This window comes from Chelatococcus albus, from assembly GCF_030067675.1.
In the GTDB taxonomy this organism is placed as follows: Bacteria; Pseudomonadota; Alphaproteobacteria; order Rhizobiales; family Beijerinckiaceae; genus Chelatococcus_A; species Chelatococcus_A albus.
Genome location: NZ_JASJEV010000005.1, coordinates 218,423 through 233,643, shown reverse-complemented (window position 1 = coordinate 233,643; position 15,221 = coordinate 218,423). Strand labels below are relative to the sequence as shown.

Here is a 15,221-nt window from a genome sequence, read left to right as displayed (position 1 = left end):
CGTGGCGTCCGATCCCTTCGTCCTCATCGCTGCCGGCGGCACCGGGGGGCATCTCTTCCCGGCCGAGGCGCTCGCCGTGGCGCTGGCGCGGCGCGGCATACGCGTGTCGCTCGCCACGGACGGGCGCGCGGCGAAATATGCCGGCGCCTTCCCGGCCGACGCGATCTTCGAGATCCCGTCCGCCACGCCGTCCGGGCGCTCCCTTCCGGCGGCGGTGCAAGCGGCGCTGACGCTCGCCCGCGGCGTCTGGACGGCGCGCGGCCTGATGCGCGCCCGCCGGCCAGCGGTCGTGGTCGGTTTCGGCGGCTATCCCACGGTGCCGCCCGTGCTTGCCGCCGCGCTCCTGCGCGTGCCGGCGATCATCCACGAGCAGAACGCCGTGCTCGGGCGGGCGAACCGTTTCCTCGCGGCCCGCGCCTCGGCCATCGCCACGGGCTTTCCCGGGGTGGGCAAGGTCGCGGAGGGCCTGCGCGGCCGCCTCACGCATACGGGCAATCCCGTGCGTCCGGCGGTACTCGAGGCGGCGGAGGTGCCGTTCCAGCCGCTCGGGGCGGGAGACAGGCTGCGCGTCGTCGTCTTCGGCGGCAGCCAGGGCGCGCGCGTCATGAGCGACGTCGTGCCGGCGGCCGTCGAACGCCTGCCTGTCGAGCTGCGGGCGCGGCTGTCGCTGACCCAGCAGGCGCGCCCCGAGGATCTGGCGCGCGTCCGCGAGACCTACGCGCGGCTCGGCGTCGAGGCCGTGGTCGAGCCCTTCTTCGCCGACCTGCCGCAGCGCATCGCCCGGGCACATCTGGTCGTCGGGCGTTCCGGCGCCTCCACGGTGGCCGAGCTCGCCGTCATCGGCCGCCCGGCGATCCTGGTGCCGCTGCCGCACGCGCTCGATCAGGATCAGGCCGCCAATGCCGCCGCGCTCGGCAGTGTCGGCGCGGCGACCGTGATCCGCCAGGACGACTTTACCCCGGAGCGGCTCGCCGAGGAGATCGCGACCCGCCTCGCCATCCCCGAGGGCTTGACCCGCGCCGCCGAGGCGGCCAAGAGCGCCGGCGTCCCCGACGCCGGCGAGCGCCTCGCCGCGCTCGTCATGCGCGTCGGGCGGCTCGGTCCCCATTCGGAGAGCAATTCATGAAGCTGCCGCGCGAGCTCGGCCCCATCCACTTCATCGGCATCGGCGGCATCGGCATGTCGGGCATCGCCGAGGTGCTGATGAACCTCGGCTATACGGTGCAGGGCTCGGACGCGAGCGACAACGCCAACGTCAAGCGCCTGCGCGAGAAGGGGGCGAAGGTTCTCGTCGGCCACGCCGCCGAGAACCTGGGTGAGGCCGAGGTCGTCGTCGTCTCGACGGCGATCCGGCGCGACAATCCCGAGCTCGCCGCGGCGCGCGAGAAGCGCTTGCCGGTGGTGCGCCGCGCGGAGATGCTCGCCGAGCTCATGCGGCTCAAGACCTGCGTCGCCATCGCCGGCACGCACGGCAAGACGACGACCACCTCGCTCGTCGCCACGCTCCTCGATGCCGGCGGCTTCGACCCCACCGTCATCAACGGCGGCATCATCAACGCCTACGGCACCAACGCCCGCCTCGGCGCCGGCGACTGGATGGTGGTGGAGGCGGACGAGTCCGATGGCACATTCCTGAAGCTGCCGGCCGACGTCGCCATCGTCACCAACATCGACCCCGAGCATCTCGACCACTTCAAGACCTTCGACGCCATCAAGGCGGCCTTCCGCTCCTTCGTCGAGAACCTGCCGTTCTACGGCTTCGCCGTGATGTGCATCGACCATCCGACGGTGCAGGACCTCGTCGGCACCATCGAGGACCGGCGCGTTGTCACCTACGGCGAGAACCCGCAAGCCGACGTGCGCCTTGTCGACATCGACCTCAATGGCGGCAAGAGCCGCTTCCGCGTGCTCATCCGCGACCGCAAGACAGGCCGCGAGACGGCGATCGACGACATCGTCATGCCCATGCCCGGCCACCACAACGCGCTCAACGCCACGGCGGCGATCGCGGTGGCGCATGAGCTCGGCATGGGCGCGGAGGCGATCCGCAAGGCGCTCGCCGGTTTCGGCGGCGTCAAGCGGCGCTTCACCCGCACGGGCGAATGGAACGGCGTCACGGTCTACGACGACTACGGGCACCATCCGGTGGAGATTGCGGCCGTGCTCAAGGCGGCGCGCGCCTCGACGGCGGGGCAGGTGATCGCCGTCGTGCAGCCGCACCGCTACACGCGTCTCTCCGCCCTCTTCAATGACTTCTGCACCTGCTTCAACGACGCCGATTCCGTCATCGTCGCGCCGGTCTACGCCGCCGGAGAGCAGCCGATCGACGGTTTCGACCGCGACAGCCTGGTTGCCGGCCTCAAGGCCCGCGGCCACCGCAACGTCCTGCCGCTCGAGGCGCCGGAGGCGCTCGCGGGGCTCGTGCGCGGCATGGCGAAGCCCGGCGACTACGTCGTCTGCCTCGGCGCTGGCACGATCACCAACTGGGCCTATGCGCTGCCGGGAGAACTTGCCGCCGATGCTGAAACCCCCGTCCCCTCTCCCCGTTTGCGGGGAGAGGGCTAGGGTGAGGGGCATGTGCCGCATGTGACGGCGGAGGACGGCCCATGACCTTTCCCGACATCACCGCCGAGCTCGCGGCGCGCATGCCGGGCCTGCGCGGCCGGCTGGAGGCGAATGCGCCGACGGCGGCCCTCTCCTGGTTCCGCACCGGCGGACCGGCGCAGGTCATGTTCATGCCGGCAGACGAGGCCGACCTCGCCCTCTTCCTCGCCAATCTACCCGGCGAGGTGCCGCTCCTCGTCGTCGGCCTGGGGTCGAACCTGCTCATCCGCGACGGCGGCGTGCCGGGCGTCGTGCTGCGCCTCGGCAGGGCCTTCGCCGAGGTGACGGTGGAGGCCGGATGCCGCATCCGCGCCGGGGCTGCGGCGCCCGACGTCAAGGTGGCGCGGGCGGCGGCGGAGGCGGGCATCGACGGGCTTTCCTTCCTGCGCGGCATCCCCGGGGCAGTCGGCGGCGCGCTGCGCATGAATGGCGGCGCCTATGGCGGCGAGGTCAAGGACATCCTCGTCGAGGCGCGGGCGCTCGACCGGCAGGGCAGGGCGCATGTCCTCGCCCTCGCCGACATGAAATACGGCTACCGCCACTGCGGCGCGCCGGAGGATCTCGTCTTCGTCGACGCGCTGTTCCAGGGCCGGCCCGGCGAGCCCGAGGCGATCGCGGCGCGCATGAATGCCATCACCGAGGCGCGCTCCTCCACCCAGCCGGTGAACACGCGCACCGGCGGCTCGACCTTCAAGAACCCCGACGGCCGCAGTGCCTGGGAACTCGTCGACGCCGCCGGCTGCCGGGGCCTCAGGCGCGGCGGCGCGCAGGTGTCGGAGATGCACTGCAACTTCCTCGTCAACCACGGCGATGCCACGGCCGCCGACATCGAGGGCCTCGGCGAGGAAGTGCGCAGGCGTGTGCTGGAGCACTCCGGCGTGATGCTGGAGTGGGAGATCAAGCGGGTGGGCCTGCAGGCCCCCTGATCGCCGCCCCGAACGGGCGGCAAGGTTTCTCGAGCCCCGGGCTTGCGCTCCTGCCCCGGCCCGGGCGGGCAATGGAGCATTCCATGAGCAAACATGTCGCCGTGCTGATGGGCGGATGGTCCGCCGAGCGCGAGGTCTCCCTCAACTCGGGCGCAGCCTGCGCCAGGGCCTTGGAAGGCGAGGGCTACCGCGTCACGCGGATCGACGTGAAGCGCGACATTGCCGCCGTGCTCGAGCGAATCAGGCCCGATGTCGTCTTCAACGCGCTGCACGGACGAGTGGGAGAGGATGGGACCATCCAGGGCATCCTGGAGGTCTTGCGCATTCCCTATACCCATTCGGGCGTGCTCGCCTCCGCCCTCGCCATGCAGAAGGACAAGGCCAAGCTCGTCATGGCCGCTGCCGGCGTGCCGGTGGCGGACGGCGTCACCGTGCATCGCCGCGAGGCTGCCAAGCGGCACGTGCTGCCGCCCCCGTATGTGCTCAAGCCCGTCAACGAGGGCTCTTCTGTCGGCGTCATCATCGTGCGCGAGGAGCGCGCGCATCCCCCGCAAGAGTTAACGCGGCCGGACTGGCCCTACGGCGAATACCTGCTCGCCGAGCGCTATGTCGCGGGGCGGGAGCTGACCTGTGCCGTGATGGGGGACAAGCCGTTGGGAATCATAGATATTCGTCCTGCGACGGGGGTCTTCTACGACTATGACGCCAAATATGCGAAGGGCGGTTCCATCCACGTCCTTCCGGCCGAAATTAAACCGAATATTTACCAACTCGTTCAACAGTTGGCGTTAACGGCGCATCAAGCACTCGGCTGCCGGGGCGTCAGCCGCGCCGACTTCAGGTACGACGACCGTCCGGACGGAACCGGCGAAATCGTCTGCCTCGAGGTCAACACGCAGCCCGGCATGACCGAGACCAGCCTGGTGCCCGAACTCGCGGCGTATGCCGGTTACTCGTTCGGTGAGCTCGTCCGATGGATGGTGGAGGACGCCTCCTGCGATCGTTGACAGCCGGGACCCTCGGTCCCGCTGCCCTGCAGACGCGGGTCGGTTCGCGCCTGTTCGGGGGGATGCTGGCCGGGGAGCCCCGGCTGGCCCTGGCGACGGTCGCTGCCGGCGGCCGCACCGCATCGGCTTCCGCGGCGATGGTGGGCCTGCCGCAGACCCGCCGCACCAAGTCCTTCGCATCGCGCGCCTCGGTTCGCCTGCCCATCGAGCGGCGCCTGCCGCGCGGGCTCGGCAGCCTTCTCACCCTCGCCTTCTTCGCCGTTGTCGGCCTCTACGGCGCCGCGCTCGGCGGCCACATCGACAGCTTCCGGGCCACCTACGGGGAGCCGCATCACGCGCTCGCCCGATTGGTCGGCCTCGGCATCGACCACGTGACGATCTCCGGCATCGCCGAGCTCACCGAGAGCGAGGTGCTCGCCGCAGCCGGCATCAGTCCGAAGATCTCGCTTGCCTTCCTGGATGCGGCCGAGGTGCGCCGACGCCTCGAATCCGTGCCCATGATCCGCGAGGCCTCCGTCCGCAAGCTCTATCCCAGTGAGCTCTCCATCACCCTCGTCGAGCGCGAGCCCTACGCCTTGTGGCAGCGCAACGGCGAGCTCTTCGTCATCGCCGCGGACGGAACGGTCATCGATCTCCTCAACGATGCGCGCTTTGCCAACCTGCCGCTCGTCGTGGGCGACCACGCCAACGACCGCTCCAGGGAATATCTCGCGTTGCTCGAGGCGGCCGGACCGCTCAGGAACCGCATCCGCGCCGGCGCGCTCGTCTCCGGGCGGCGCTGGAACCTCAAGCTCGACAACGGTGTGGACGTGCGCCTGCCGGAAACCGGCGCGGCGGCGGCAGTGGCCCGCCTCGCGAGCCTCGAGCGCGACCACAGGATCCTCGACAAGGACATCCTCACCATCGACCTGAGGATGCCCGACCGTGTCGCCGTGCGCCTCTCCGAGGAGGCTGCCGCCGCCAGAGCCGACATGCTGAAGAAGAAACCGAAGATGCCGCGGGGAGGGTCCGACATATGAACCTTCTCAAGCAGGGCCTGACGCCGCGGATGAAGCCCCTGTCGACGCGCAAGAGCGCCATCCTGTCCGTGCTCGACGTGGGCACGAGCAAGGTCGTCTGCCTCATCGCGCAGCTGCAGCCGGTCAGCGAGAGCGAGACGCTGCGGGGGCGCACGCATCTCGCGCGCATTCTCGGCATCGGCCATCACCGCTCGCTCGGCCTCAAGGGCGGCATCATCGTCGACCTCGACGCCGCCGAGCAGGCGATCCGCCAGGCTGTCGACGCGGCCGAACGCATGGCCAAGGTGGAGGTGCAGTCGGTCATCGTCAGCCTCACCGGCGGGCGGATCGGCTCGCAGTCCTACGCCGCCAACGTGGCCGTGCGGGGCGGCTCGGTCGGTGACGGCGACATCCACAGGGTGCTAGAGGCCGCCAGCGCCCACAGCATCCGGCCGGGCCGGGCGGTGCTGCACGCCTTGCCGACCGGCTTCTCCCTCGACGGCCAGAAGGGTGTCCTCGATCCTTCGGGCATGATCGGCGAGAAGCTCGGCGTCGACATGCATGTGGTCACGGCCGACATCGCCGCGGCGCGCAACCTGATGCTGGCCGTGGAGCGGTGCCATCTCGGCATCGAGGCCGTGGTTTCCACGCCCTATGCGGCGGGCCTCTCGGCGCTCGTCGACGACGAGGCGGAGATGGGCGTCGCCCTCGTCGACATGGGCGGCGGCACCACGAGCGTCGGCGTCTTCATGGGCGGGCACCTCGTCCACGTCGATGCGATCGCGGTCGGCGGCCATCACGTGACCATGGACATCGCGCGCGGCCTGTCCACCCGCGTCTCCGCCGCCGAGCGGCTGAAGACGCTCTACGGCGCGGCAATCTCCTCGCCCTCGGACGAGCGCGAGATCGTCTCCGTGCCGCAGGTGGACGAGGCCGAGCGCGACGTGCCGAACCACATGCCGAAATCGCACCTCGTGCGCATCATCAAGCCGCGCGTCGAGGAGATCCTCGAACTGACGCGCGACCGCCTGAAGGAGGCCGGCTTCGCCGCCGAGGCGGGACGGCGCGTCGTGCTGACCGGCGGTGCGGCACAGCTCACCGGCCTCCAGGAGGTGGCGAGGCGCATCCTCGGCGGGCCGAAGGGCTCCTGCCAGGTGCGCATCGGCCGCCCACTCGGGATCAAGGGTTTGCCGGAGGCGGCCAAGGGGCCGGCCTTCTCGGCTTCGGTCGGCCTGCTCGTCTATCCGCAGGTCGCGCATGTCGAACATTTCGAACCGCGCTCGGGAGGCATGCTCCTGGGCACGGGCACGGACGGCTATTTTGCCCGCGTCGGACGCTGGATCAGAGACAGTTTCTGATTCACAAAAGTGATCTGATTCGCGGGTGATTTGCTCGGGACCGGTGGCGGCGCGGCGGCCGTATCGGTCGGGGAACCGGAAGGAGAGGGGCGCGCAGCCGAGCGCCAAGTGTGAAAGAAGAGGCCACGACCATGGCGATCAACCTGCAGGCCCCGGACATCCGGGAACTCAAGCCCCACATCACCGTCTTCGGTGTCGGCGGCGCCGGCGGCAACGCTGTCAACAACATGATCGATTCCGGGCTCCAGGGTGTCGAGTTCGTCTGCGCCAACACCGACGCGCAGGCCCTGTCGAGCTCGCGGTGCCCCCGCGTGATCCAGATGGGGCTGCAGGTGACCGAGGGCCTCGGCGCCGGCTCCCAGCCGGAGATCGGCCGGGCGGCGGCGGAGGAGGTCATCGACGAGATCCGTGACCAGCTGTCCGGCGCGCACATGGTGTTCATCACCGCGGGCATGGGCGGCGGCACCGGCACCGGCGCGGCTCCCGTGATCGCGCGTGCGGCGCGCGACATGGGCATCCTGACCGTGGGCGTCGTGACCAAGCCCTTCCACTTCGAGGGGCAGCGGCGCATGAAGGTCGCCGACGCCGGCATCAACGAGCTGCAGCAGGCCGTCGATACGCTCATCGTCATCCCGAACCAGAACCTGTTCCGGGTAGCGAACGAGAAGACGACCTTCGCCGACGCCTTCGCCATGGCGGACCAGGTGCTCTACTCGGGCGTGGCCTGCATCACCGACCTGATGGTGAAGGAAGGCCTCATCAACCTCGATTTCGCCGACGTGCGCGCCATCATGCGCGGCATGGGCAAGGCGATGATGGGCACAGGCGAGGCCTCCGGCGAGAACCGCGCCATCACCGCCGCCGAGGCGGCGATCGCCAACCCGCTCCTCGACGACGTGTCGATGAAGGGCGCGCGGGGCCTCCTCATCTCCATCACCGGCGGCCCCGATCTCACCCTCTACGAGGTAGACGAGGCGGCAACCCGCATCCGCGAGGAGGTGGACCAGGACGCCAACATCATCCTCGGCGCCACCTTCGACGAGAGCCTCGAGGGCATCATCCGGGTGTCCGTGGTCGCGACCGGCATCGATCAGGCGCTGATCGCCAGCCAGCAGGACGTGTCCGCCACCGAGCAGCGCATCGCCGAGGTGGCCGAGCGCCTGCGCGCCGAGGCGCGCGCGCGTGCGGCGCAGCCGGCGCCGGCCTTCCGCTCCGTTCCGGTGGAGACGATGGCGCGCATGCCGGCCGTCGAGCCCGCTCCCGTCGTGGCGGCGCCCGTCATGCCCGTCATGCCGGCCCTGTCCGCGGCCGCCGAGCCCGCGCCCATGCCGCAGGCCGTGGTGCGCAACGACGTGCTGCTTGAGCCGGCCCAGCCGCGCCCGAGCATGATGATCGAGCCGGCGCCGCAGCAGGTGCCGGCGGCGGAGCCGCCGGCACCCGCCGCGCATTTCATTCCGCCGCAGGCGGAGCGTGCCGTCGTCCGCCCTACGCGGATGCCGCGGGTGGACGAACTTCCGCTCCCGGCACAGAACCAGATCCGCGCGAGCCGTGGAGAGGTTGAGGCTCCGGCCGCGTCCGCGACCGCCGACCACAAGCGCATGACGCTCCTGCAGCGCCTGGCCTCGGTCGGGCTCGGGCGTCGCGACGAGCAGGCCCCGGCGCAGCCGCAGCAGCGCAGCGAGCCGGCGGCAGCGCCGCTGCCGTCTCGCCAGCCGATGCCCTCCCCGGTGCACGCCGAATATGCCAAGCGCCCGGCGGCGCCGCAGGGGTACCGCCCGGCCCAGGGGACGCTCGACGCGCATGGCCGCCAGCCGACTCAGGGACGGGGAATCGACGACGATCAGCTTGAGATTCCCGCCTTCCTGCGCCGCCAGGCGAACTGAACCGCGCGACGGTGGTGTCGCCGCATTTCGGCCCGGGCGGAAACCGCCCGGGCCTCTTTCTTTAAAGCATAGAAAAATCAAAAGCTTATTGATCGTTACGACAGCGTTGCGATTTGTAACAGACCGTAAGAAAGCGTGATTTGGCCCCGCGGGTGGCGGCGACTATGGTCCGCCAACACCAAAGAGGGGTGCGGCGATACCCTGTGTAGCGTCGCGTATGCCGCTCCCGAGGCAGTCAAACAGGCGGTCAGGTTCACCCGACGACGGCGCAATGTCGGCGTGTGGTAGAGTCTGGCCGGGGCTACGACGATGAAATCCAGCAAGCAGACGACGCTTCGCGCACAGGCGGTCCTCACCGGGGTGGGTGTTCACTCCGGCAAGCCTGTCAGAATCGTGCTGCATCCTGCGGATGCCAACCACGGCGTCGTCTTCCTGCGCACCGGCATGCCCGGCGGCAACGACCGCCTCATCGAAGCGCGCCACGTCACCGTGTCTGCGACCGAGCTCTGCACCATCGTCGGCGAGCAATCGACCGGCTCGGTGGCGACGATCGAACACCTGATGTCGGCGCTTTCGGGCCTCGGCATCGACAACCTCCTCGTCGAGATCGACGGACCGGAGGTGCCGATCCTCGACGGAAGTGCGGCGCCCTTCGTCGACGCCATCCAGCAGGCGGGCATCGCAACGCTGGCCGCGCCACGGCGCTACCTCAAGGTGCTGCGTCCGGTGCGCGTGCAGCAGGGCGCTGCCTTCTGCGAGCTCAATCCCTTCGACAAGGGGTTCCGCCTCGATGTCGAGATCGACTTCGAGACGCCGCTCATCGGCCGCCAGCGCAAGGTGATCGACCTCGAGCCGACGGTCTACAAGCGCGAGGTCGCGCGCGCCCGCACCTTCGGTTTCATGCGCGACGTGGAGCGGCTGTGGCAGGCCGGACTCGCGCTCGGCGCTTCGCTCGACAACACGGTGGCCATCGGCGAGGACAGCGTCGTCAATCCCGAGGGGCTGCGTTTCCCCGACGAGTTCGTGCGCCACAAGCTGCTCGACGCCGTCGGCGACCTCGCGCTCGCCGGCGCGCCCATCCTCGGCGAATACCGCTCCTACCGCGGCGGCCATCGCATGAACGTAGCGATCGTCGAGGCGCTGTTCGCCGATCGCGCCAACTATGCCTATGTCGAGGCCGGTGCCCGCCGCGAACTGGGCCACGCCGAGATCGGCGCTGCCCTGCCGGCTTTCGCCGCCGATACGCACTGAAGCCGCTTCAGCCGACCCCGCGCCAGCGCGCCGCAGGCGCCGGGTTGCAAGGCGGAATCTTGCGCCGGCGGGTGCGGGCCGTTTACCGCGAGGCCGGCCCTTCCGTTCCCTGATGAGCCTGGTCGCACCCGGGTGAAGCGCTGGCGTCGAACGGACCCGTCGCCATCGAATGGTCGCTTTCAGGCGTGATGGCGTGGGGCGGGCCGCCGCCGGTGTTCGCGATATCGGTGCGCGGGTAGCGTCGGGCGCTTGGCGTTCGCCCGGGCTTTGGGTTAAACAGCGCTGCGCGCGGGGCACCTCCGTCTCCGCGGCGCCGTCGTGGAGGAAAGACGAGGGATGCGCTTCGCGTTTTCGCTTGGGACCGCACGCTCCGGTCTGGCCCGATCCGTCGTGCTCGTCGCGGTGGGCCTGTCGCTGGCGGCGTGCGATACGCTGTCGTCGCTCAATCCCTTCGACAAGTCCGAGAAGTACAAGCCCGAGATCGTGCCGGAGGTTCCGGCCGAACAGACCTACAACGAGGGTCTGTCGCGCCTGCAGGACCACAACTACACCGGCGCGGTGAAGAAGTTCGACGACGTCGAGAAGCAGTATCCCTATTCGCAGTGGGGCAAGAAGGCCCTCGTCATGTCGGCCTATGCCAATTACGAGGCCGGCGAGTACCAGGATTCGATCACCGCGGCGCGGCGCTACCTCAACCTGCACCCGTCGAGCCCGGACGCGGCCTATGCGCAGTATCTCCTCGCCATGTCCTACTACCGGCAGGTGCCGGACGTGACGCGCGACCAGGAGCGTACCGAGAAGGCGCTGGTGGCGCTGCAAGAGCTCGTCGACCGCTATCCGAAGTCCGAATACGTCTCCGACGCCAAGTTCAAGATCCAGGTCGTGCGCGACCAGCTCGCGGGCAAGGAGATGGAGGTTGGCCGCTTCTACCTGACGAAGCGCAACTACACCGGCGCCATCAACCGCTTCCGCGACGTCGTCTCGAAGTATCAGACCACACGCCATGTCGAGGAGGCGCTGATGCGCCTCACCGAGGCCTACATGGCGCTCGGCATCGTCAACGAGGCCCAGACGGCGGCAGCCGTGCTGGGCCACAACTTCCCCGACAGCCAGTGGTACAAGGACGCCTACAAGCTCCTGCAGAGCGGCGGCCTCGAGCCGCGCGAGGATACGGGCTCCTGGATCAGCCGGCAGTTCCGCGGCTTCACGCGCGCCGTCGGGCTCGGAGGCTGACGCCATTCTCCTCTCGCCGGGGGCGGCATGCTCGTCCAGCTCGCGATCCGCGACATCGTCCTCATCGATCGCCTCGATCTGAGTTTCGATCGCGGATTGTGCGTGCTCACCGGCGAGACCGGCGCCGGCAAGTCCATCCTCCTCGACGCCTTTGCGCTCGCACTCGGCGGGCGCGGTGACGGTTCGCTCGTGCGCCACGGCGAGGCGCAGGGCCAGATCACTGCCGTCTTCGACGTCGGCCGCGACCATCCGGCCTGGCGTGCGGCCGCGGCCTACGACATCCCCGTCGACGGCGAACTCATCCTGCGGCGCGTGCAGCATGCGGACGGACGCACGCGCGCCTTCGTCAACGACCAGCCGGTGAGCGTGCAGGCGCTGAAGGCGATCGGCGGGACGCTCGTCGAGATCCACGGCCAGCACGACGATCGGGCGCTGGTGGATGCCGCCTCACATCGGGCGATCCTCGACGCCTTCGGCGGGCTCGAGGCCGAGGCGCGGGCGGTGGCCGAGGCCCAGGCACGGCTCGCAGAGGCGCGCGCCGCCCGCGCCGCCCATGAGGCGCGCGTGGCGGCGGCGCGCAAGGAGGCGGATTTCCTCCGCCATGCAGTCGACGAGCTCGTGAAGCTCGCCCCCGAGCCGGGCGAGGAGGAGACGCTCGCCGAACGCCGGCAGATCATGATGCAGGCCGAGAAGGTGGCGAAGGAGCTGGCGGAAGCCTTCGACACCGTTGGCGGCCAGGCTTCGCCGGTGCCGGTGCTGTCGGCGGCCGTGCGCCGGCTGGAACGGCGCGCGGCGCAGGCGCCATCCCTCGTCGAGCCGAGTATCAAGGCGCTCGACGCGGCGCTCGTGGCCCTCGACGAGGCGCGCGCGGTGCTGGAGGAGGCGCTGCGCGACGCGGCCTATGATCCACGTGAACTGGAGCGGGTCGAGGAACGGCTCTTCGCCCTGCGGGCCGCCGCACGCAAGTTCGACGTGGCGGCGGACGATCTCGCGGCGCTGCGCGAGCGTTTCGCCGCCGATCTCGCCGCCCTCGATGCAGGCGAGGAGCGGCTTGCGGCCCTTGCCGCTGCGGTGGACGAGGCGGAAGCGACTTACGTCGCTGCGGCGGCGCGCTTGAGCGAGGGGAGGCTGGCGGCAGCTGCGGCGCTCGATGCGGCGGTGAATGCGGAACTGCCGCCGCTGAAGCTCGAACGCGCCCGTTTCATCACCCAGATCGATGTCGATAAGACCGCCCGCGCGCCCGAGGGCTTCGACCGCGTCGAGTTCTGGGTGCAGACCAATCCGGGCACGCGGCCGGGGGCGCTGATGAAGGTGGCATCGGGAGGCGAGCTTTCGCGCTTCATGCTGGCGCTCAAGGTGGTGCTCGCCGACAAGGGGTCGGCCCCGACGCTCGTCTTCGACGAGATCGACACGGGTGTCGGCGGCGCTGTGGCCGATGCCATCGGCCTGAGACTGGCGCGCCTTGCGGGGCGCGTGCAGGTGATGGCGGTGACGCACGCACCGCAGGTCGCGGCGCGGGCAGGCAGTCATTTCCTCATCGCCAAGGAATCGACCGCGGGCAACCGCGTGGCGACGCGCGTCACGCCGCTCCAGTCCGAGATGCGCCGCGAGGAGATCGCCCGCATGCTTGCCGGCGCGACCATCACGGAAGAGGCGAGGGCGGCCGCCGCCAGGCTCCTGCAGGCGGCGGGATAAGCCTCCGGCAGATCCCGCCTCCTGTCGAAGCCGGGCGCCCGGCGCGCTATTCTCCGGCCCGAGTCGATCCCCGATTTCACGCCTGCCCGTCCGGCGCGGGATGATGAATGCAACGCAGGGCGCCCATGACGACCTCCAATCTCCGCTCCGTCGCCGTCGAGGTGCTGACGCCGCGCGAAGCCAGGCGCGAATATGCGGCGCTGGCGGAAGAGATCGCCGAGCACGACCGGCACTACTTCCAGGAGGATGCGCCGGTCGTCTCGGACGCCGAATACGATGCCCTGCGCCGGCGCTACGAGGCGATCGAGGCGCGTTTTCCGGCGCTCAGAACGCCCGAGAGCCTGACCGCCAAGGTCGGTGCCAGACCCTCGGAGAAATTCGCCAAGGTGCGCCACCGCGTGCCGATGCTCTCGCTCGCCAACGCCTTCGCCGAGGAGGACGTGGCGGAATTCGTGGCCCGCATCCGTCGCTTCCTCGGCCTGAGCGACGCCGAGCCGATCGCCTTCACGGCGGAGCCGAAGATCGACGGCCTGTCCATCAGCCTGCGCTACGAGAACGGGCTCCTCGTCACGGCCGCGACGCGCGGCGACGGCGAGGAGGGCGAGGATGTGACCGCCAATGCCCGCACCGTGGCGCCGATCCCGCAGCGGCTCGCAGGCGACGACGTGCCCTCCGTGATGGAGGTGCGTGGCGAGGTCTACATGCGCCATGCCGATTTCGCCGCGCTCAACGAGCGGCAGGCGGCCGCGGGCAAGCCTGTCTTCGCCAATCCGCGCAATGCGGCGGCAGGCTCCCTGCGCCAGCTCGATCCCTCGATCACGGCCTCCCGCCCGCTCGCCTTCTTCGCCTATGCCTGGGGCGACCGCTCGGATCTGCCGGCGGAGACGCAGATGGGCGTCATCGAGGCCTTCGCACGCTGGGGCCTGCCGACCAACCCGCTGATGAGGGTCTGCACGGGCATCGACGAGCTCATGGCGCACTACCGCGCCATCGAGGCCGAACGCGCAAATCTCGGCTACGACATCGACGGGGTGGTCTACAAGGTCAACTCCCTCGCCCTGCAAAGCCGCCTCGGCTTCGTGTCGCGCTCGCCGCGCTGGGCCATCGCCCACAAGTTCCCGGCCGAGAAGGCGACGACCGAACTCCTCGATATCGAGATCCAGGTCGGGCGCACCGGTGCGCTGACGCCGGTCGCCAAGCTCAAGCCCGTGACGGTGGGCGGCGTGGTCGTCGCCAACGCCACCCTGCACAACGAGGACGAGATCGCGCGCAAGGACGTGCGCATCAGCGACACGGTCATCGTGCAGCGGGCGGGCGACGTCATTCCCCAGGTGCTCGGCATCGTGCCGGAGCGGCGCCCGGCGGACGCTCAGCCCTACGTCTTCCCGACCGTCTGTCCCGTGTGCGGCAGCCACGCGGTGCGCGAGGTCAATCCCCGCACCGGCAAGGAGGATGTGGTGCGCCGCTGCACGGGCGGCCTCACCTGTCCGGCCCAGGCGGTCGAGCGGCTGAAACACTTCGTCTCGCGCGACGCCCTCGACATCGACGGGCTCGGCGACAAGCAGATCGAATATTTCTTCGCCGAGGGTCTCGTGCGCAGCCCGCAGGATATCTTCACCCTGCAGGCGCGCGACGAGGCGAGCGAGTTCCAGAAGCTGAAGAACCGCGAGGGCTTCGGCGAGACGAGCGTGCGCAATCTCTTCGCCGCCATCGAGGCGCGCCGGCGTGTGCCGCTCAACCGCTTCATCTTCGCACTCGGCATCCGTCACGTCGGCGAGACGACGGCGAAGCTTCTCGCGCGTCACTACGGCAGCTTCGAAGCCCTGCGCGAGGGGATGCGGGCCGCGGTCGACCACAGGAGCGACGCCTGGGCCGAGCTCAACGCCATCGAGGGCATCGGCGAGATCGTGGCGGAGGCGATCGTCGAGTTCTTCGCCGAGCCGCACAACGAGGAAACGCTCGACGCCCTCCTGCGCGAGGTGACGCCCGAGGCCGTCGCGGCCGTGGCCACGGAGAGCCCGGTCGCCGGCAAGACCGTGGTCTTCACCGGCTCGCTCGAGCGCATGTCGCGCGATGAGGCGAAGGCCATGGCCGAGCGCCTCGGCGCCAAGGTGGCGGGTTCGGTGTCGAAGAAGACCGACCTCGTCGTCGCCGGCCCCGGCGCCGGCTCCAAGCTCGCCAAGGCAACCGAGTTCGGCGTCCGGGTCATCGACGAGGACGGCTGGTTCGAACTCGTCGGCGAGCGGTGAGGCGCCGCCACGCCGCC

The 15,221-nt window shown here is 70.0% G+C and carries 11 protein-coding genes; all 11 read left to right on the top strand.

Annotated elements, in window-relative coordinates; translation table 11 throughout:
* The first annotated feature begins 1 nt into the window (after position 1).
* The 11 genes from murG (at position 2) to ligA (ending at position 15,204) form a co-directional block, all read left to right on the top strand.
* On the top strand, positions 2 to 1,126 hold the full coding sequence (gene murG, locus QNA08_RS10220; protein WP_283740594.1) for an undecaprenyldiphospho-muramoylpentapeptide beta-N-acetylglucosaminyltransferase: 1,125 nt from the start codon (positions 2 to 4) through the stop codon (positions 1,124 to 1,126).
* Positions 1,123 to 2,565: a UDP-N-acetylmuramate--L-alanine ligase gene (gene murC, locus QNA08_RS10215; RefSeq protein WP_283740593.1), complete on the top strand. Its 1,443-nt coding sequence runs from the start codon at positions 1,123 to 1,125 to the stop codon at positions 2,563 to 2,565. Before murG ends, murC begins: the two co-directional genes overlap by 4 nt.
* A gap of 41 nt (positions 2,566 to 2,606) precedes the next feature.
* The gene (murB, locus tag QNA08_RS10210) at positions 2,607 to 3,530 is read left to right on the top strand and encodes a UDP-N-acetylmuramate dehydrogenase (protein WP_283740592.1); all 924 of its coding nucleotides are present in this window, start codon (positions 2,607 to 2,609) and stop codon (positions 3,528 to 3,530) included.
* Positions 3,531 to 3,613: 83 nt separating this feature from the next.
* A complete protein-coding gene (locus QNA08_RS10205; protein ID WP_283740591.1) occupies positions 3,614 to 4,537 on the top strand; it encodes a D-alanine--D-alanine ligase in 924 nt (307 codons plus the stop codon).
* A 50-nt stretch (positions 4,538 to 4,587) separates the two neighbouring features.
* On the top strand, positions 4,588 to 5,556 hold the full coding sequence (locus QNA08_RS10200) for a cell division protein FtsQ/DivIB (RefSeq protein ID WP_422679897.1): 969 nt from the start codon (positions 4,588 to 4,590) through the stop codon (positions 5,554 to 5,556).
* A complete protein-coding gene (gene ftsA, locus QNA08_RS10195) occupies positions 5,553 to 6,893 on the top strand; it encodes a cell division protein FtsA (RefSeq protein WP_283740589.1) in 1,341 nt (446 codons plus the stop codon). The genes QNA08_RS10200 and ftsA overlap by 4 nt, the downstream gene beginning before the upstream one ends.
* 131 nt (positions 6,894 to 7,024) lie before the next feature.
* Positions 7,025 to 8,776 (top strand): cell division protein FtsZ, encoded by a 1,752-nt coding sequence (gene ftsZ, locus QNA08_RS10190; RefSeq protein WP_283740588.1) that lies wholly within the window; start codon positions 7,025 to 7,027, stop codon positions 8,774 to 8,776.
* Between the two features lie 309 nt (positions 8,777 to 9,085).
* The gene (gene lpxC, locus QNA08_RS10185; protein ID WP_283740587.1) at positions 9,086 to 10,027 is read left to right on the top strand and encodes a UDP-3-O-acyl-N-acetylglucosamine deacetylase; all 942 of its coding nucleotides are present in this window, start codon (positions 9,086 to 9,088) and stop codon (positions 10,025 to 10,027) included.
* A 336-nt stretch (positions 10,028 to 10,363) separates the two neighbouring features.
* Positions 10,364 to 11,260, top strand: coding sequence for an outer membrane protein assembly factor BamD (locus QNA08_RS10180; protein ID WP_283740586.1), 897 nt, complete (start codon positions 10,364 to 10,366; stop codon positions 11,258 to 11,260).
* A gap of 27 nt (positions 11,261 to 11,287) precedes the next feature.
* Entirely contained in the window at positions 11,288 to 12,955 is a 1,668-nt protein-coding gene (recN, locus tag QNA08_RS10175) for a DNA repair protein RecN (protein WP_283740585.1), read from the top strand.
* Between the two features lie 125 nt (positions 12,956 to 13,080).
* Positions 13,081 to 15,204 carry an NAD-dependent DNA ligase LigA gene (gene ligA / locus QNA08_RS10170; protein ID WP_283740584.1) on the top strand — a complete coding sequence of 708 codons (2,124 nt, stop codon included), beginning with the start codon at positions 13,081 to 13,083 and terminating at the stop codon, positions 15,202 to 15,204.
* The last annotated feature ends 17 nt before the right edge of the window (positions 15,205 to 15,221 follow it).